This is a genomic window from Planomonospora corallina (genome assembly GCF_042650625.1).
Classification (GTDB): domain Bacteria; phylum Actinomycetota; class Actinomycetes; order Streptosporangiales; family Streptosporangiaceae; genus Planomonospora_B; species Planomonospora_B corallina.
The window spans coordinates 15,806-34,355 of the sequence record NZ_JBHSBM010000013.1 but is presented as its reverse complement, the minus strand read 5'-3'; the positions used below and the strand labels follow the sequence as shown (position 1 = coordinate 34,355).

Here is an 18,550-nt window from a genome sequence, read left to right as displayed (position 1 = left end):
GCATAAGCCTCGAAAGAGGTCAGCTCTTGACTCCCGCCCACTCCTCCAGCTGGGCGACGAAACGGCGGGCGGAGTTCGGCCAGTGGTGGTTCGCCCGGGCCGCGGCGTAGCCCCGGGCGCCCTGGGCGTGCCGCTCGGCGACGTCGTCGCGGAGCATCAGCACGGCCTTGGCCACGGCCTTGGGGTCCTGCCAGGGCACGATCAGGCCGCTGTTGTAGCGTTCTACCAGCTCCACCGCGCGCGGCGACGGAGTCGTGATCACCGGGATGCCGTGCGCCATGTACTCCACGATCTTCGTGGGCATGGAGTGGCGGTAGTTCGGCTCGTCCCGCAGGAGCGACAGACCTGCCAGCGCGCCGTCGAGCCGCTTGAGCGCCTCGTCGTTCGGCATGAAGTCGCGCCACTCCAGCAGGCCCTCGGTCACGGCCTGGTTCAGCGCCGGGCGCGACTGCGGGTCGGCGTAGCCGATCAGCTCGACCGAGACGTGGTACGGCTGGAGCAGCCGGGCCACCTCGATGGCCTCCTTCACGCCCCGCGCCTCGGAGAGCCAGCCGAGGTAGACGACCCGGTCGTCACCCGGCACGACCACCCCGTCGGGCACCCACGTCTCGTTCGGCACCACCAGGTGCTCCCTGCGGAAACGCCCGGCGTAGGCCGACTCGGCCAGCAGCAGGTGGAGGTGGCGCTCGGCCGTGCCCTCCAGCAGCCGGGCCAGGAAGCGCACCGGCGGCCGCAGGAACGCGGGCAGCCAGGGCTTGAGCGACAGGGTCGCCGGGGTGTCCTCGTGGACGTCCCAGACCACCGGCGGGCGCCCGCGCACCCCCGCGACCGCGAGCAGCAGCTCGGGGTCGTGGATGACGGCCAGGTCGACCTGGCCGCGCATGCGCTTGAACACCCTGCGGGCGGCCAGCACCGCGGAGACCCGCCTGCGCTCCGCCGCCCGGGGCAGGTCGACGCCGTTCACCCAGGACCGGGCCATGACCCCCCGGGCACTGTACGGCGCCGCGTACGTGACCTCATGACCGGCATCCACGAGCGCCCGGATCTGCCGGTGCAGGATCCGGGCGTCCTCGGGGTGATGCACCACCGTCATGACGAGCACGTGCACTGCGCGCAGCCCCTTCGTCGCCTAGAGCCGCTCGACGCGTTCGCCCTCGGCGAGCACACCGCGGGTGTCCAGCACGAGCCTGGCGTGGTCCTCGACGGTCGCCAGGTCGAAGGCGGCGTGCTGCTGCAGCAGCAGCGTGACGTCGGCTTCGGCGACCGCCTTGGCGAGGTTCTCCTCGCGCGGCACCGGAGTGCCGTCCACCTGCCACTGCTTGACGTGCGGGTCCGCGAAGACCAGCTCGGCGCCCAGCTCCAGCAGGCCGCGGGCCACCGGCAGGGCCGGCGTCTCGCGCTCGTCGGCGATGTCGGGCTTGTAGGTGACGCCCAGCAGCAGCACCTTGGAGCCGTTCACCGCCTTCTTGTGGCGGTTGAGCAGCCGCTGCACACGCGTCACCACGTAGGACGGCATCCGCTCGTTGATCTCCTGGGCCAGCTCCACGAACCGGAACGGGTAGCCCAGCTTGCGCACGGTGTAGGACAGGTAGGACGGGTCGACCGGGATGCAGTGACCGCCCACGCCCGGACCGGGCAGGAACTTCTGGAAGCCGAACGGCTTGGTGGCCGCGGCCTCGATGGACTCCCAGAGGTCGACGCCGAGCTCGTCGCAGAAGATCGCCATCTCGTTGACGAGGGCGATGTTGACGTGCCGGTAGGTGTTCTCCAGGAGCTTGGCCATCTCGGCCTCGCGGGTGCCGCTGACCGGCACGACCTGCTCGATGAACTGCCCGTAGAACGCGGTCGCGACGTCGCGGCAGGCCTCGGTGTAGCCGCCGACGACCTTCGGCGTGTTGCGCAGCCCGAACTTGGGGTTGCCCGGGTCGATGCGCTCGGGGGAGAAGGCCAGGTGGAAGTCCTCGCCCGCGGTCAGGCCGGAGGACTCCAGGATGGGGCGGGCCACCTCGTCGGTGGTGCCCGGCCAGGTCGTGGACTCCAGGACCACCAGGGTGCCCGCGCTGAGGTTCTTGGCGACGGTCGCCGTGGCGCCCTCCACCGCGGACAGGTCGGGGCGGTGGTCCTCGTCCAGAGGAGTGGGCACGCAGATGACGATGGTCCGGCTCTTGGCCAGCACGCTCTCGTCCAGCGTCGCGCGGAAGCCGCCGGCCAGCATGTGCTCCAGGTCGGCGTCGGTCAGGTCGTCGATGTAGGAGCGGCCGTCGTTGAGGGCGTCCACCTTGCGGGGGTCGACCTCGTATCCGACGACGCGCAGTCCCGCGGCCGTGGCCTCTTTGGCCAGGGGCATTCCGACGTAACCCAGACCGATCACGGCCAGGTCGTAGCCGGTCACTGGGAGACCCTGAGGAGCCGGAAACAACACTTCATGGTCGCAAAGGTTATCTCAACTCGGCACACGCCACGCCTGATGCGATTAAACGCATCGCAAACGTCGTGACCGCCCGCTATGGTCATCAGATCATCAATCCGTGATCGAGCGATAGAGGCCACGATAGGTCTCCGCGACCCGGCTCCACGTGCGTTTCGCCGCCACCTCGGCCCGTCCCGCCTCGCCCATCAGGGCCCGCCGCTCCGGGTCCTCCCGCAGTCCGGCGACCGCCTTGGCCAGTTCCTCGGGGTCTCCCGGCGGGACCAGCAGACCGGCGCCCTCGCTCCCCACCAGCTCCGACAGAGCGGGCAGGTCGCTGAGCACGACGGGCTTTCCGAGCGCCATCGCCTCGACGGGTTTCAATGGCGTAACAAGTCGGCAAACCCGCAGGTCCTCGCGGGGGCAGACGAAGATGTCGATGGCCGCCTGGGCCTGCAGCGCCTCCTCCGGGCCGACCCTGCCGGGCAGGATCGCGATGTCCTCCAGGCCGAGCACGGCGACCTGCTCCAGCAGCGCGGGGCGCTCCGCGCCGTCGCCCACGAGCAGCACCCGCACCGGGGTTCCCGCGTCCCGCAGGATCGCGGCGGCGCTGATCATGGTCCGGAAGCCCTCGTAGGCCACGATGCTCGAGACCGAGCCCATGACGATCTCGTCGGCGGCGATCCCGTAGGCGGCGCGGAAGGCGGCGCCGTCGTACTGGGCGGTCAGCAGCGAGTCGTCCACCGCGTTGGGCGCCAGGTAGATCTTCTCCCGGGGCACCCCGCGCTCGACGATCTCGGCGGCCATGGTCTCGGCCAGGGTGACCACGGCGTCGGCGGAGCGCATGATGAAGGCCTCGCGCTCGCGCTGGAGGATGTGCCGCTGGCTGCCGACCCGCTTGGGGTCGCGCGAGGCCCAGGTCTCCTCCAGGAAGCCGCGGACCTCGTAGACCATCGGCGTGCCGGTCCGCTCCCGCACGGCCAGCGCGACCGAGCCGTTGCGGTGGTCGGTGGCGGCGTGGATCACCTGCGGCCGGAGCGTGCGGACCAGCTCGGTCACCTCGCCGGCGCCGCGGATCATCCGGCCCCGGCTCTCGAACGGCACGTCGCCGCTGGGCAGCAGCCGGTGGTAGGGGACGCCCTCGATCTCCTCGTACGGCGTGGCGTCGGCGTGGCCCTGCATCATCGGCCAGCCCCAGCTGGTGACGACGTGCGGGTCCAGGCCCGCGGCCTTCTGCGCCGTGACGATCCGGTGCGTGCGCACGGTGTAGCCGGCCTGCGTGTACGGCAGGGCGTTGGTCACGCAGTGCAGCACCCGGCCCTCGACCCGCTCGCCCACGATCACCTTGGACTTGGGCGGGATCGGGTTCGGCTGGATGGCGGCCAGCTCGCCGGCGTAGTAGGCGGCCCTGCGCTTGATGAAGGGGTACTTCGCGTGGCCCTCGAGCGCCGCGACGGCCTCGGTCATCCGGCCGGCGTCGAAGTGCTCCTTCGCCTCGTTCCAGGGACCCTTGACCATGCGCATGCCGAGCTTGCGCACCGCGCCCCTGGCGCGGCGCGCCATGGGCCAGGCCACCCGGCCCACCACGGGGCGCAGGCCTGGCGGGAGGGTCTCCGCGGCCGCCTGGGCGACCCGGACGGGGTCGGTCTTGACCTTGGTCACGACGACCCGGGAGACGATGATCGGATGCTGCGCGAAACCCTTGAGGAGTCCGCGGAGACCGGCACGCGCCGACTTCGCGGAACCCATTGAAGGCGCTCGGGACTCCGGCGGACTGGCGTCAGGTACCACGGTCGTGACCGTACCATAGGCAACGTTTGCCCCACTCCCCTATGAAAGGCGAGGTCAATGCGGGACTCAGCCCCCTCCCAGGTGACGCCGGCCCCCGAGAACCCCCTCGTCCTGCACGTGCTCGGCGCCCGGCCGAACTTCGTCAAGGCGGCTCCGGTGGTGCGCGGTCTCGCCGAGCTGGGAGTGCGTCAGGGCATCGTCCACACCGGCCAGCACTACGACGCGCTGATGTCGGACGTGTTCTTCGCCGACCTGGGGCTGCCCGAGCCGATCGCCAACCTGGGCGTCGGCTCCGGCTCGCACGCCCGCCAGACGGCGGCCCTGCTGACCGGCCTGGAGGAGGTCGTGCTGGAGCACGGCCCGGCGCTGGTCGTCGTCTACGGCGACGTGAACTCCACCCTCGCCGCGATCCTGGTCTGCGCCAAGCTCCACGTGCCGACCGCGCACGTCGAGGCGGGCCTGCGCTCCTTCGACCGCGGCATGCCGGAGGAGGTCAACCGGATCGTCACCGACGCCCTGTCCGACATCCTCTTCGCCACCTCGCCGGACGCCCTGGCCTACCTGGGGCGCGAGGGCGTGGACCCCGCCCGGGTGCACCTCGTCGGCAACCCGATGATCGACAGCCTCTTCTCCGCGCTGGACCGCCTCGACCCGGCGCCGGTCCGCGAGCGCCTGGGCCTGCCCGAGCGGTACGGCGTGGCCACCCTGCACCGACCCGCCAACGTCGACGACCCCGCCGCGGCCCAGGAGCTGGTCGACGCGGTGATCCAGGTGAGCGAGCGGCTGCCGATCGTGGTCCCGGTCCACCCGCGCGGGCGTGCGCGCCTGGCCGAGGCCGGGCTGGTGACCGGCGGCGACCTCACGATCGTCGACCCGCTGGGCTATGTGGACTTCCTCTCCCTCGTCCGGGGCGCGGCCCTGGTCGTCACCGACTCCGGCGGCGTGCAGGAGGAGACCACCATGCTCGGCGTGCCCTGCCTGACCGTCCGGCCCAACACCGAGCGGCCGGTCACCGTCACCCACGGCACCAACCGCCTGGTCACCCCGGCCCTGCTCCCGGCCGCCGCCGACAAGGCCCTGGCCGACGGGGCGGCGACCCCCTCGGGCGAGCTGCCCCCGCTCTGGGACGGCAAGGCCGGTCCGCGGATCGCCCGGGTGATCGCCTCCTGGCTGGAGGGGGAGAACCTCTCTCCGGCGTCGCAGGCCGTACCGCCCAAATCCGCTTAAATCCCCTGTTTCGTACGGCGGAAGCCGTACCCTGGCACGACCCGGACGAAGGCGATCCCCATGAGCTCCACCTCCCCCATCAGTGACGAGACCCCCGGCGAGACCTCCGAGGAGCCGAGGTTCCAGCGGCTGGGACCGGTCAACTGGCTGCCCGAGGAGCGCAAGGTCGTCGAGCGCTTCGAGGAGCGCGTGCGGGACCTGGAGCGGCGCCTGGCCATCGCGGAGGCCCGCGCGGACTACGCCCAGTGGAAGCTGGAGTCGACCAAGGTCCAGCGGCCCTACCGGGTGGCCGAGGCGCTCACCGCCGCCAAGGGGCCGGGGGTCGTCCGCCTGCCGGGCAAGCTCCGCATGGCGCTCAAGCCGCGCAAGGGGCCCAAGGCTCCGCGCCCGGTCGCCGAGGTGGTCGCCGAACTGGACGGGCTCGGGCCGTCGGTGGACGTGCCGCAGGTCAAGTGGCCGGACGGGCCGGTCGTGCGCCCGGACCTGAAGGTCGCGGTCATCCTGGACGACTTCTCCCGGATGGCGTTCAAGTACGAGTGGGACCAGATCGAGTTCGGCCTGCGCGACTGGCCGGAGATCTTCGCGGAGAAGCGGCCGGACCTGCTCTTCGTCGAGTCGGCCTGGCACGGCAACCAGGGGCGCTGGCGCTACCAGATGACCGGGACGAACGCCCCCAAGCCGGAACTGCGGGCGCTCATCGACTGGTGCCGCGAGGAAGGGATCCCGACGGTCTTCTGGAACAAGGAGGACCCGCCGAACTTCGACTTCTTCATCGACACGGCCAAGCTGTTCGACCACGTGTTCACGTGCGACGGCGACATGGTGCCGAAATATCGCGAAATCCTGGGACACGATCGGATCGACGTGCTGCAGTTCGCGGCGCAGCCCCGGGTGCACAACCCGATCCAGGAGAAGCAGGGGCGCATCCACGACGTCGTCTTCGCCGGCATGTACTTCCGGGACAAGCACCCCGAGCGCCGCGAGCAGATGGAGACCGTGCTCGACCCGATCCGCGAGCTGGGCCTGCACATCTTCGCCCGCAACGGCACGGTCGACGAGAAGTACGCCTGGCCGGAGAAGTACGTCCCGCACATCGTGGGCGAGCTGCCGTACGACCGGATGCTGGCCGCGTACAAGATGTACAAGGTCTTCCTCAACGTGAACTCGGTGCTCGACTCGCCGACCATGTGCGCGCGCCGCGTCTTCGAGCTCTCCGCCTGCTCCACCCCGGTGGTCTCGGGCTGGTCGAGGGCCATCGAGGAGACCTTCGGCGAGCTGGTCCCGATCGCCCGCGACCAGCTGGAGTCCTACAACAAGGTCATCCACCTGCTCAACAGCCCCGAGCTCCGGGCCCGCCAGGGGCACCTGGCCATGCGCGAGGTCTTCGACAAGCACCTGTTCTCGCACCGCGTGGACCAGATCCTGGGCTTCCTCGGCCGGCCCGTCGAGCCCCGGACCCGCTCGGTCTCCGTGGTGCTGCCGACCAACCGCGCCGCCCAGATCGAGCACGCCATCTCCTCGGTGGCCAAGCAGATCCACCGGCCGCTCCAGCTGGTCATGGTCCTGCACGGCCTGGACATCGACCCGGTCGTCGTCGCCGACAAGGCCCGCATGGCCGGGATCACCGACGTCGTGGTGCTCGCCGCCGACCCGTCGATGTCGCTGGGCGCCTGCATGAACATGGGCATCGCCGCCGCCGACGGCGAGCTGATCGCCAAGATGGACGACGACAACCTGTACGGCGAGCACTACCTGTCGGACCTGGTCCGCTCCTACGACTACGCGGACGCCGAGCTGGTGGGCAAGGGCGCGCACTACGCCTACTTCGAGTCCACCAACACCACGATGCTCCGCATGCCGGGCCTGGAGCACCGCTACGCCTGGCTGGTGCAGGGCGGCACCTTCCTCGGCAAGGCCGACATGTTCCGCCACTACGGCTTCGAGGACGTCACCCGGGGCGAGGACACGCGGCTGGTCAAGCGGCTGAAGGAGGACCGGGTCAAGATCTACTCCGCCGACCGGTTCAACTTCGTCTACTGGCGCAGCGGCGACCCGGCCATGCACACCTGGCAGCCCGACGACCACAAGCTCACCCGCGGCGCCCAGTTCTCCTTCGTCGGCCGCCCGGACGACCACGTCATGATCTGAGGCGGTCCGGGCAGATCTTCCTTCCGGGCCGGGTCCCGTGTCCAAGCGGTTGGTCATCGTAGGGCTCGGGCGGGTCCCGCGTCCGTCCGGTCTCCGCGGGGGCGGTGACGGTGCGTAGACCGCGCTCCTCTTCGGCGGGTCCCGCGTTCCCGCGTCGGGCCGGTCTGTGCAGAGCGTGGGGGCGGGCCGGTGCTCCGGCCGGCCGTCGCAGTTGAGGTCTCGTTGGTTGCCGCCTCCGGCGTGCTCCGGGCGCGCGGGGTTGCGGGCTCTTTTTACGCCGGCCGGAGCACCGGCCCGCCCCCACGCCTTCTGCGGGTTCGTACTCATGCGGGCCGTAGCGTCTCACTCTCGGGCCGCCCACTGTTCTCGCCGACGCTGAAGCGATCCGCGCGGGACCGGTCCAGGGTTGCGCGCCGTCGCCTTGCGGCCATCGTGGCGGGAAGGAGCTCATGGTCGCTCTCCGCAGGGAGCCCTACGGGGTCCTCGTCGAGGGAAGCCCGTCAGAAATTCTCGTCTCGGACCGGGAGAGGGGCGGAATCACTGATCCGCCCGGAGCCGGCGCGTCACCGGAGCCCCTCAGACGCGCGAGGAGGGATGACTCTGCGCAGGCCCGGCCGTTGTGAGCAGTTCCTCGAGTACCTGGGCCACGCCGTCCTCGTCGTTGGAGGGCGCGCGGCGGTCCACCGCGGCGAGCACGGCCGGATGGGCGTTGGCCATGGCGTAGGAGGTTCCGGCCCATTCGAGGACCGGAAGATCGTTCGGCATGTCGCCGAAGGCCCACACCTCGGCGGGGGTCACGCCCCTCAGGTCGCAGAGGGCCGCGAGCGTCGCGGCCTTGGTGACACCGGAGGCGCTGATCTCCAGCAGACCGGTCCCGCCCGAGTGCGTCACCTCCGCCTCACCCATGACCGCCCGGCGGGCCGTCTCCCACATCGTGTGGGCGTCCTGCGCTCCCGACCAGACCAGCAGTTTGACGATGGGGGCGGCCTGACGGAGGACGTCCTCCAGCGTCGGCACCCTCGTCTGGACCTCGCCGTGCGCGTCCCGGCCGTCGTGGTAGGCGACCTCGCAGATCACCTGGTGGCCCGTCTCCACCGCGAAGGTGAGACCCGGCAGCACCGCCCGCAGGGCGGCCGCCAGTCTCCGCGTCCCGGCCAGGTCGAGGGCGTTCACGGCGGTGGCCCGGCGTCCGGCGACGTCGTAGACGATCGCACCGTTGCTGCACACGGCGGTCCCGACGCAGCCGACCGCCTCCGCGATGGCGTCCACGTACCGGGGCGGCCGGGCCGTCACGAAGACCACTTCGATCCCCAGATCCCGGGCGGCGAGGAGCGTGCGACGGGTCCGTTCCGAGACCGTCCCACCGCTGCGGAGAAGTGTGCCGTCGAGGTCGGTCGCGATCATGCGGGGGAGCTCCATGACCGCGATTATTCATCCGTGATGCGGCCCGGCCACGCCCCGTCTCATCGGGGCGTGGATCCGGCCCACCAGGATGGGGGGGCTTGGACGCGTCGGCGGAGGATCGGCACCGCGTCCTCCGCCGGTCCGGCCGTTCCCGCCTCCGGGAAATGATCGGTAACAGGTGGGACACGTGTGGACATACCGGTCTTTGTGCGCGTCACGATGTACGTCGTGTCCACTCCCGCTGATCCGCAGTCGCTCGCCTTCTCGCCGGTTTCCGCGCGTTCACTCCAGGTCGTCGCCGTCACCGCCACGGCGGTCTCGCTCCTGACGGCCGGCGCCGGATTCGCCGTGTTCGTCGCCGACCTGGTCGCAGCCGAACCCGAGGTGCTGAACGTGCCGGACAAGCGCATCAGCGTGGTGGGCGCGGCGCTCTGCCTGACCGGTCTGGTGATCAGCACCGTCTTCCTGCTGCGGGCACACAGACGGCTGCGGGTGGCCGGACTCCTGGACGATCTACTCGACCAGGCCAACCTCGCCGTGGGGAAGGGGGAGGCTGGGGATCCCGCCGCCGCCCGCGACCACTTCGCCGCCCTGCTGCCGGTGTTCGAGCGTATCCTCGGCACCGAGCATCCACGGACGTTGCTCGCCCGGCTCTACCTCGCCTGCTGGACGGGTGAGACCGGAGACTGGGCCGCCGCCCGCGACCATTTCGCCGCCCTGCTGCCGATGTCCAAGCGTGCCCTGGGCTTCCGGCACCCGCAGACGGTGAGCACCCGGCACAATCTCGCCCTTTCGGCAGCGGAGGCAGGGGATCACGCCACGGCCCACGACCAGTTCACCACTCTACTGCCGGGGTTCGAGCAAGTTCTGGGCGCCGAACACCCGTACACGCTGGACGTCCGGCGCCAACTCGCTCGCTGCGCGGGAGAGATCGGAAACTGGGCCGCCGCCCGTGACCAGCTCGCCGCCCTGCTCCCGGTGCGTGAGAAGGTGCTGGGCACCGAGCATCCGTACACACGAGCCACCCGGCACAATCTCGCCCACTGGACGGGAGAGGCGGGAGATCCGGACGCCGCCCGCGACCAACTCGCCGCCCTGCTCCCGGTGGAGGAGCGGCTGAACGGTGCCGAGCACCGGGACACACTGCTCGTCCGGAGCAACCTGGCTTACTGGACGGGAGAGGCCGGGGACCCCGTCGCCGCCCGTGAGCAGCTGACCGTCCTGCTGCCGGTGTTCGAGCAGGTCCTGGGGCTCGAGCATCTGCACACGTTAGGCGCGTGTGAGAACCTCGCCCGCATGACGGGGAAGGCGGGGGATCCTGCCGGGGCGCGTGACCGGCTCATCCCCCTGCTGCCGGAGTTCGAGCGACTGTTGGGCGCCGAACATCCGGACACGCTGGCCGTCCGGCACCATCTCGCCTGCTGGACGGGAGAGGCGGGAGACCCCGCCGCCGCGCGCGACCGGCTCGCCGCCCTCCTCGCGGCGCGCGAGAAGGTGCAGGGCGCCGAGCACCCCGGCACGCGGGAGACCCGGCACCAGCTCGCCCGCTGGAAGGGGGATCCGGCGGCGGACCGATGAGTTCTCGCGCCCGGTGCTCAGACGGCCTTGAGGAAGCCGCCGTCGACGGCGAACTCCGCGCCGGTCGTGCCGGCCGAGCGCGGGGAGGCCAGCAGGGCGACCATGTCGGCGATCTCCTGCGGGTCCACGAGACGGCCGATGGTCAGGTTCATCATCTCGGGCGCCACGTTCCGCAGCACGCTCTCGCGGTCCGTGCCCGCCTGCCCGGCGATGATGTCGGCCGCGCCGCCCTCCTCGGTCCACCACGCGGTGAGGACCGGGCCCGGCGAGACCGTGTTCACCCGGATGCCCTGCGGGCCGTACTCCTCCGACAGCACCTTGGTGAGGGTGTTCATCCCGGCCTTGGCCGCGTTGTAGTCGACGTTCATCGGGGCGGGCTGCCGGGCGAGCACCGAGGAGACGTTGACGATCGCGCCACCGCCCCGTCCGAGCATCACCGGGATGGCGGCCCGGATGGCGCGAACGGCCGAGAAGAGGTTGAACTCGAACATCTCCCGCCAGTCGTCGTCGGTGGGGGTCAGGAACCCGAAACGCGGCAGGCTCACCCCGGGCGGCGGGCCTCCGGCGTTGTTCACCAGGACGTCCAGACCTCCGAACTCCTCCACCGCGCGCTCCACGACCCGGCCGGGCGCCTCCGGGTCCATCAGGTCGACCGGGACGTGCACCAGGTTCGCACCGGCCAGCGCGTCCAGCTCGGCGCTGCTCTTGCGGGAGGCGGCCACCACGCGGGCGCCCTCCGCCAGGAGAGTCCGCACGACGGCCAGCCCGATGCCCTTGGAGGCCCCGGTGACGACGGCGACGCGCCCGGTCAGCTGCAGATCCATGAGAACTCCTTCGCCAGGTGACGCGGCCCGGACCGTGGGCCGCGTCCCGAAGGTATTCCGATCACCGTCTCCGCCTCCGGCGGCGAGCGGACGCACAACTCCAGCGGATTCCGGTCGCCGCACCGGGTTCCCGAGCACCCGTTCCGTCCGCCCGGTCCGGTGGAAGTGAGCGCGGTAAGGCAGGCCACACCACGGCGGAAGCGAGGGTGGGACCGGGGCGCACCGCGGCCGGAGAGCCGGGATGCCGCGAGCGGATACGTGGCCGGAAACGCGGAGGCGTGACCGGAAAATAGGGATGCGATCCCCGGGCCGGGCCGGAGAGAATCCCTCCCCGTGAACGTGGTGATCGAGGAGCCGGAGCGGCTCGGACAGACTGAACTCCCCGGCGGCCGCCTGCTCGGCTGGGCGGAGTGGGGACCCCAGGACGGCGCACCGGTGCTGCTCTGCCCCGGTGCGGCCACCAGCCGGTGGCTGGGCTTCGGCGCGGAGGCCATCAGCGATCTCGGTGTGCGCCTCGTCTCGGTCGACCGGCCCGGCCTCGGCGCCTCCGACCCCATGCCGGGCCGGACGCTCGACGACTGGGCGGACGACGTCCGCCACCTGGCCGAAGCACGCGGGCTGGGAAGGCCGGCGGCCATCGGGTATTCGCAGGGGGCGCCCTTCGCCCTGGCGTGCGCGGCGGCGGGCGTCGTCGCCGGCGCGGCGATCGTCTCCGGCACGGACGAACTGGCCGCGCCGGGGTTCGCCGACGCCCTGATCCCCCAGGTCCGGGGCATGGTGGAGGCCGTGGCGGACGATCCCGCCGCCGCGGAGGCCTCCTTCGCCGGGTTCGGCGACCCCGAGACGATGTGGGAGATCGCCATCACGGGCAGCTCCGACGTCGACCGGAAGGTCTACCTGCAACCGTCGTTCGAGCGCGCCTACCGCCGGGCGATGGCCGAGGCGTTCGCCCAGGGGCCCGCCGGGTACGCCCGCGACACCGTCCTCGCCACGGGCCGCTGGCCGTTCGACCCCGCCCGCATCACCGTCCCGGTCGACCTCTGGTACGGCTCGCACGACACCAGCCCGGTCCACTCGCCCGACCTCGGCGCCGCGCTCGCCGGGCGCATCCCCACCGCCCATCGCCACGTCGTCGCCGAGGCCGGCGCCTCTCTGCTCTGGACCCACTCCGAGCCGGTCCTCCGCTCACTGCTGCGCCGTACCGCCGGCGTCTGACCCTTCGTCCACCTCAGGCCGCACCTGTCGCGTTCCGGCCTCCCGCCTCCCCTCACGCCGTACCACCCGTACCCGGCGGAAGACCGCCGCACGGCAACCGGTCTCCGGGGAGAGGAGCCCCCGCCGAGGCGGCGGAAGGTCCGCCCGACGCACTGGCAAGGGATGGCCGACCGCGGAAGGACCTCGCGTTCCCGGCAGGGCTCCCTGCGGAGAGCGACCATGAGCTCCTTCCTGCCAGGATGGCCGCAAGGCGACGGCGACCGGCCCTGAGCCGGTCCCGCGCGGATCGCTTCAGCGTCGGCGAGGGCAGTGGGCGGCCCGGAAGGAAGCGACTACGGCCCGCATGGGTACGGCTCGCACACGGCGTGGGGGCGGGCCGGTGCTCCGGCCGGCGTATAAGAAAGCGCAACCCCGCGCGCCCGATCAACGCCGGAGGCGGAATGCCACCAGAGGGCGACTGCGACGGCCGGCCGGAGCACCGGCCCGCCCCCTCGCCCACAGTGACCGGCCCGGCGCGGGAACGCGGGACCCGCGCACACAAGAAGCGGGAACGCGGGACCCGCGCACACAAGAAGCGGGAACGCGGGACCCGCGCACACAAGAACCCGACACGGCGACCACTCCAGCCCGGGAACACGGGACCCGCCCAAGGGCTCAGCCGGGACGGCGCAGCCGGGTGAAGGCCCAGTCCATGCGGGGTTCGACCGCCCAGCGTGCCGCCCGCCGTACCGGTGGGCTGCACAGGAGCGCGGCCAGCCCCACACCGGAGGCCGCCACCACCGCCACGCCCGGCGGGGTCGCGGCCCAGTCGCCGTAGAACCGTTCGGCGGCCTTCACCACGAAGCCGTGGAGCAGGTAGGCGTACATGGTCGCCGCGCCCAGCCCGGAGTACCAGGTCCGCCGGGACGGGGTGACCGCCAGGAAGGCGGCGACCAGCAGCGCGCCCGCGGCCAGCAGGCCCAGGCGGATCAGGCTTCCGGTGAGGTCGTCCACCCCGATCGCCTCGTTCGCGTGCCGCCACCGGATCCACTCCGTCTTCACCGAACCGTGCACGGCCAGCGCCGAAACGGCCCCCGCCGCCAGCGTGACCGCCCCCGCGATCCGCACCCCCCGCCGCCGGAGCAGCTCGAAGTGCTCGGGCCGGAGCATCAGGCCGAGCACGTAGAACGGGAGCAGCCCGAGCGTGCGGTTCATCGACAGCTCGTCGGGGAGCGCGCTGGTCCCGGAGAGCAGCGAGAGCCCCACCGCGACCGCCAGCGGCCACCGGAGCTGCTGCCAGACCGGCGTGGACAGCCGCCAAAGGAACAGCGACATCAGGAACCACGTCAGGTAGTACGGGTCGAGGAGGCTGATCTCGAGCTTCCCGTACAGGACCAGGCGGGGCAGGGAGTAGGCGAGCTCGAAGAGCACGTACGGCACGGCGAGCGCGCTGATCAGCTTGCGCGCCTTGCCGGAGGAGAAGGTGAAGTTCCGCGACAGATAGCCGCTGAGCACGATGAACAGCGGCATGTGGAAGACGTACACGTAGGAATAGGCCGCGTGCGCGACCGCCACGTCCCGGAGATCCTCGATCAGGTGTCCGGAGACCACCAGCGTGATCGCCAGGAATTTGGCGTTGTCGAAGAACGGGTCACGGCCGATCCGCCCGGCCGGGGCCGTCCGGACGGAGGGCGCGATGCTCACGGCTCCCCTCCGCCGATCCGGCGGACGGGCCGCCGTGCCCGCCGGACCGCTCGCCGTGCCCGCTCACAGGCCTCCGCCGGTCCTGCGAGCAGGCCGCCGTGCCCGCCGATTCGCTCGCCACACTCGTTCACAGCCCCCGGACCCTAACGAGGCGGCGCGAAATCCCCGGCCAACGGCGGGTGAAACGCCGGGGAACTGTCTCACGGCACAGCCGCGACGACAGTCACAATTTTGACACTTGCCCCGGTGAACGCACTAATCATCAGATCTGCACCTGCGCCGGAAGCGTATCGGTGCTAGTCTCCTGTCCGATCTTTCGGAGGCGTATTCGTTCCCGGACCGCCACGAGCCTCCGCACACCGAGGTTGGGACGAGTGGGCATGGGCTCTGAAAACCGCTCGATTCGGTTCAAGATCTTCATGCTGCTGCTCCTGCCCCTGCTCTCCCTCAGTGCCCTGTGGGGCTTCGTGCTCAACCTGACGGTCGGCGAGGGCACCGCCCTGCTGCGGGCCGACTCCCTCTACGAGACCGTCGGCGTGGCCTCCACCGAGCTGGGGCGGGAGCTCCAGGCCGAGCGGACCCGCTCGGCCGCGGCCATCAGCTCACGGGAGCTCACCAGCGGCTTCGGCGAGCAGCGCGACCGTACCGACCGGGCGTTCGCGAAGTTCAGCGAGGCCGCGCGGACCACCGGGGAGGACGACCCCGAGCTGCGCGCCGCCCTGGACCAGGTGCTCCGGCAGCTCGGCGACCTGCCGGAGATCCGCTCCGAGATCGACAAGGGCCGGTACACCCGCCTGGACGCCCTCGATCGCTACAACGGCATCCTGGACTCGGTCTTCCTGCTGTACCAGCAGCTCGTCACCGTCCCCGACCTGGTGGGCTCCCAGCAGGCCATGGCCATGCAGACGATGGGCCACGCCCGCGAGATGCTCGCCAGGGAGGACGCGCTGGTCAGCGGCGCCCTGATCGACCTGCGGTTCTCCGCCGAGGAGCGCACCGCCTTCGCCGAGTACGTCGCGACGCGCGAGTTCCTGCGGAAGCGCGGTGTGTCCGTGCTGGACACCGAACTCGGCAAGCCGTACCGCGACCTGTTCGGCTCCACCGACTTCAGCACGTTCACCTCGGTGGAGACCGCCATCATGTCCGGCGGCTCCGGGCTGTCCGACGAGGCGCGGCGCTGGAAGGCGGTCGCCACCCCCCTGGCCGACCGGCTCGACCGGCTCGCCGCCTCCTCGTCCGAGACGCTGGCCGAGCGGTCCCGGTCGATGGCCGTCGGCGTCGTGGCCAGGATCGTCCTCGCCGGCGGCGCGGGCCTGGCGGCGGTGGTCGTCTCGATCGTCGTCTCGGTCCGCTTCGGCCGCCGGCTGGCGGGCGAGCTGGCCGGCCTCCGCGCCTCCGCGCTCGACCTCGCGAACGTCCGGCTGCCCCGTCTCGTGACCCGGCTCCGGCGCGGCGAGGAGGTGGACGTGACGGCCGAGGCCCCGCCGATCGGGGCCGGCGCCGCGGGCGGCTCGGCGGAGATCGTGGACGTGGCCCGGGCGTTCGGCTCGGTGCAGCGCACCGCGGTCGAGGCCGCCGTAGGCGAGGCCCGGCTGCGCCGCGGCGTCAGCCAGATCTTCGTCAACCTGGCCCGCCGCAAGCAGGGCCTGCTCCACCGCCAGCTCACCCTGCTCGACAGCATGCAGCGCCGGGCCACCGACCCCGACGCCCTCGACGGCCTGTTCCGTCTGGACCACCTCACCACGCGCATGCGCCGCCACGCCGAGAGCCTGGTCGTCCTGTCCGGCGCTCCGCCCGGCCGCGCCTGGCGCAACCCGGTGCCGGTGGTCGACGTCGTGCGGGCCGCCCTCGCCGAGGTGGAGGACTACAAGCGGGTCACGGTGGCGCCGCTGCCCGACGCTCTGCTGGACGGGGCCGCCGTCGCCGACATCACCCACCTGATCGCCGAGCTCATCGAGAACGCCACGCTCTACTCCCCGCCGCAGACCACGGTCACCGTCCGCGGCGACGTGGTGGCCAACGGATTCGCCGTCGAGGTGGAGGACCGGGGGCTGGGCTTGAGCGAGCTGGAGTACGACGAGATCAACGCCAGGCTCGCCGACCCGCCGGAGTTCGACCTGGCCGACAGCGACCGGCTGGGCCTGTTCGTGGTGGGCCAGCTCTCCGCCCGGCACGGTGTCCAGGTCGTGCTGCGCGCCTCGCCGTTCGGCGGCACCACGGCGATCGTGCTGCTCCCCCGCGCGGTGCTGGCCGAGAACCCCTCCCCGCTCTCCGTCACCGCCGAGCGGATCTCGGAGCGGCGGGCCGTTCCGGAGGACTCCGGCAGGCCCGCGCTGGGCCCGTCCTCCCGCCGCTCCGGACTGCCGCGCCGTACCCGGACGGTCCCTCCGGCCTCCTCGGCGGGGAGCGTACCGGAGCAGCCCCTGGCGGCGCCGACGCTCACCGTGGTGCCCGGCCCGGCGGACTCCGGGACGGCGGACTCCGGTAATCTGCCGGACCGCGAGACCATGGATCCCGGCGGCCTGCCGGGCCGCGGCCCCGCGGGGCAGGACAGCCGGCCGGCCCGTGAGACCACGGGCCCCGGTGCCCTGCCCAGGCGTGTACGGCAGGCGAATCTCGCCCCTCAGCTCCGCCAGGACGCCCAGGCGCCCGCGGAGCCGGCCCCCGCGGCGGAGCCGGCGGACGCCCCGTGCGCCGCGCGCTCACCGGAGGAGGCCCGGGCGCTGCTGACCGCCTTCCAGGCGGGCGCGCGGCGCGGGCGCGAGGAGCAGGCCGGCATGGACGACTTCGCACACCAGACGACAGGCGAGAAGGAGGACGAGTGACCGAGCACAGCGAGGGTGCCGGCACCGGGCACGGCGCCGGGGTCACGCGTCCGACGGAGGAGGTCACATGGCCGGCAAACTGAACGGCACCGGCGAGCTCAACTGGCTCCTCGACGACCTGACCAGCCGGGTCGGCGCGGTGCGGCAGGCGGTGATCCTGTCCACCGACGGACTGGCCGTGGGCTTCTCCAAGGGGATCAGCCGCGAGGACGCCGAGCACCTGTCCGCCGTGGCCGCCGGTTTCCAGAGCCTGGCGCGCGGCGCCGGCCGCCACTTCGGCGGCGGTGAGGTCCGCCAGACCATCGTGGAGATGGAGTCGGCCTTCCTGTTCGTCACGGCCGCCGGGCAGGGCACCTGCCTGGCCGTGCTGAGCGACGCCGACGCCGACGTCGGCCACATCGCCTACGAGATGGCGATGCTGGTCAAGCGGGTCGGCCAGCACATCTCGGCGAACCCACGCCAAGGCCTGTCATGACCCACTGGATGGATGAGGACGCCGGTCCGGTGGTCCGGCCCTACGCGCTCATCGGAGGCCGTACCCGGTCCTCCGGCGACGCGCTGGACCTGGTCGCCATGATCAACGCGACCGGCGCCCACCCCTCCGGTGGATTCGTCCCCGGACCGGAGCAGGAGCGCATCCTGTCCCTGGTCACCACCCCGGCCTCGGTCGCCGACATCGCCTCGGAGCTGGACCTGCCTCTCGGCGTGCTCCGGGTCCTCCTCGGTGACCTCAAGGACCACGGTCTCATCTCGATCGGACGCGCCTCGGCGAGTGAGCGCATTCTCAAGGAAGTGATCAATGGACTTCGAGCCCTCTGACGAACCGGTCGCGCTGAAGATCCTCATCGCGGGCGGCTTCGGTGTGGGCAAGACCACGCTCGTCGGCGCGATCAGCGAGATCCGCCCCCTCCGCACCGAGGAGGTGCTCTCCGACCGAGGCATCGGCATCGACGACACCGACGGCGTGGAAGGCAAGACGACCACCACGGTCGCGATGGACTTCGGCCGCATCACGATCCGGGAAGGGCTGGTCGTCTACCTGTTCGGCACGCCCGGCCAGGAGCGTTTCTGGTTCATGTGGGACGAGTTGTCCTACGGCGCGCTGGGCGCGGTCGTGCTGGCCGACACCCGGCGGCTGACCGACTGCTTCCCCTCGATCGACTACTTCGAGCAGCGCGGCACGCCGTTCATCGTGGCGGTCAACTGCTTCGACGACGCCGACCACTACGACGTCGAGGAGGTCCGCTCGGCCCTCGACCTGGACCCGGACGTCCCGGTGCTGATGTGCGACGTGCGGCGGCGCTCGTCGGCCAAGACCGTGCTGGTCACCCTGGTGGAGCACTCCCTGCGGGTGCTGACCGCGAGCCAGGCCTGACCGCGGGCGGATCCGGCCGCGGTCCAGGACCGGTCACGGGCCAGGCCTGACCGCGGGCCGGGCCCGGCCCGCC

The 18,550-nt window shown here is 71.8% G+C and carries 14 protein-coding genes; 8 read left to right on the top strand and 6 right to left on the bottom strand.

All coding sequences use genetic code 11. The features are described 5' to 3' along the window. Window positions 1-19: 19 nt before the first annotated feature. The 3 genes from ACFOWE_RS09445 to ACFOWE_RS09435 form a co-directional block, all read right to left on the bottom strand. Window positions 20-1,108, bottom strand: a complete 1,089-nt coding sequence (locus ACFOWE_RS09445) for a glycosyltransferase (RefSeq protein ID WP_377286819.1) — start codon at window positions 1,106-1,108, stop codon at window positions 20-22. A 21-nt stretch (window positions 1,109-1,129) separates the two neighbouring features. Continuing rightward, window positions 1,130-2,392, bottom strand: coding sequence for a nucleotide sugar dehydrogenase (locus tag ACFOWE_RS09440; RefSeq protein ID WP_377286818.1), 1,263 nt, complete (start codon window positions 2,390-2,392; stop codon window positions 1,130-1,132). Window positions 2,393-2,521: 129 nt separating this feature from the next. After that, window positions 2,522-4,156 carry a glycosyltransferase family 4 protein gene (locus ACFOWE_RS09435; protein WP_377286817.1) on the bottom strand — a complete coding sequence of 545 codons (1,635 nt, stop codon included), beginning with the start codon at window positions 4,154-4,156 and terminating at the stop codon, window positions 2,522-2,524. A 99-nt stretch (window positions 4,157-4,255) separates the two neighbouring features. Here ACFOWE_RS09435 and wecB point away from each other — a divergent pair, with 99 nt between their 5' ends. Together wecB and ACFOWE_RS09425 are read left to right on the top strand one after the other, a co-directional pair. Then, window positions 4,256-5,425, top strand: coding sequence for a non-hydrolyzing UDP-N-acetylglucosamine 2-epimerase (gene wecB / locus ACFOWE_RS09430; protein ID WP_377286816.1), 1,170 nt, complete (start codon window positions 4,256-4,258; stop codon window positions 5,423-5,425). A 60-nt stretch (window positions 5,426-5,485) separates the two neighbouring features. After that, window positions 5,486-7,573: a glycosyltransferase family protein gene (locus ACFOWE_RS09425; RefSeq protein ID WP_377286815.1), complete on the top strand. Its 2,088-nt coding sequence runs from the start codon at window positions 5,486-5,488 to the stop codon at window positions 7,571-7,573. Window positions 7,574-8,149: 576 nt separating this feature from the next. On the opposite strand, the gene ACFOWE_RS09420 is transcribed toward ACFOWE_RS09425, so the two are convergent. Then, window positions 8,150-8,992 carry an HAD family hydrolase gene (locus ACFOWE_RS09420; RefSeq protein WP_377286814.1) on the bottom strand — a complete coding sequence of 281 codons (843 nt, stop codon included), beginning with the start codon at window positions 8,990-8,992 and terminating at the stop codon, window positions 8,150-8,152. A gap of 213 nt (window positions 8,993-9,205) precedes the next feature. Between ACFOWE_RS09420 and ACFOWE_RS09415 the strand changes: the two genes are divergently transcribed. Continuing rightward, a complete protein-coding gene (locus tag ACFOWE_RS09415) occupies window positions 9,206-10,555 on the top strand; it encodes a tetratricopeptide repeat protein (protein ID WP_377286813.1) in 1,350 nt (449 codons plus the stop codon). 17 nt (window positions 10,556-10,572) lie between these two features. Here ACFOWE_RS09415 and ACFOWE_RS09410 read toward each other — a convergent pair whose 3' ends face one another. Continuing rightward, entirely contained in the window at window positions 10,573-11,379 is an 807-nt protein-coding gene (locus ACFOWE_RS09410; RefSeq protein WP_377286812.1) for an SDR family NAD(P)-dependent oxidoreductase, read from the bottom strand. 333 nt (window positions 11,380-11,712) lie between these two features. On the opposite strand from ACFOWE_RS09410, the gene ACFOWE_RS09405 reads away from it, so the two are divergent. Continuing rightward, entirely contained in the window at window positions 11,713-12,594 is an 882-nt protein-coding gene (locus ACFOWE_RS09405) for an alpha/beta fold hydrolase (protein WP_377286811.1), read from the top strand. A 654-nt stretch (window positions 12,595-13,248) separates the two neighbouring features. Here the strand turns inward: ACFOWE_RS09405 and ACFOWE_RS09400 are convergent. Continuing rightward, on the bottom strand, window positions 13,249-14,277 hold the full coding sequence (locus ACFOWE_RS09400) for an acyltransferase family protein (RefSeq protein WP_377286810.1): 1,029 nt from the start codon (window positions 14,275-14,277) through the stop codon (window positions 13,249-13,251). A 380-nt stretch (window positions 14,278-14,657) separates the two neighbouring features. Here ACFOWE_RS09400 and ACFOWE_RS09395 point away from each other — a divergent pair, with 380 nt between their 5' ends. The 4 genes from ACFOWE_RS09395 (at window position 14,658) to ACFOWE_RS09380 (ending at window position 18,477) form a co-directional block, all read left to right on the top strand. Continuing rightward, on the top strand, window positions 14,658-17,102 hold the full coding sequence (locus ACFOWE_RS09395) for a sensor histidine kinase (protein WP_377286809.1): 2,445 nt from the start codon (window positions 14,658-14,660) through the stop codon (window positions 17,100-17,102). Between the two features lie 67 nt (window positions 17,103-17,169). Continuing rightward, window positions 17,170-17,577 (top strand): roadblock/LC7 domain-containing protein, encoded by a 408-nt coding sequence (locus tag ACFOWE_RS09390; protein WP_377286808.1) that lies wholly within the window; start codon window positions 17,170-17,172, stop codon window positions 17,575-17,577. After that, complete coding sequence (locus ACFOWE_RS09385; protein WP_377286807.1) at window positions 17,574-17,921, top strand: DUF742 domain-containing protein; 348 nt, start codon at window positions 17,574-17,576, stop codon at window positions 17,919-17,921. The genes ACFOWE_RS09390 and ACFOWE_RS09385 overlap by 4 nt, the downstream gene beginning before the upstream one ends. Continuing rightward, on the top strand, window positions 17,902-18,477 hold the full coding sequence (locus ACFOWE_RS09380) for a GTP-binding protein (protein WP_377286806.1): 576 nt from the start codon (window positions 17,902-17,904) through the stop codon (window positions 18,475-18,477). Before ACFOWE_RS09385 ends, ACFOWE_RS09380 begins: the two co-directional genes overlap by 20 nt. Window positions 18,478-18,550: the final 73 nt, after the last annotated feature.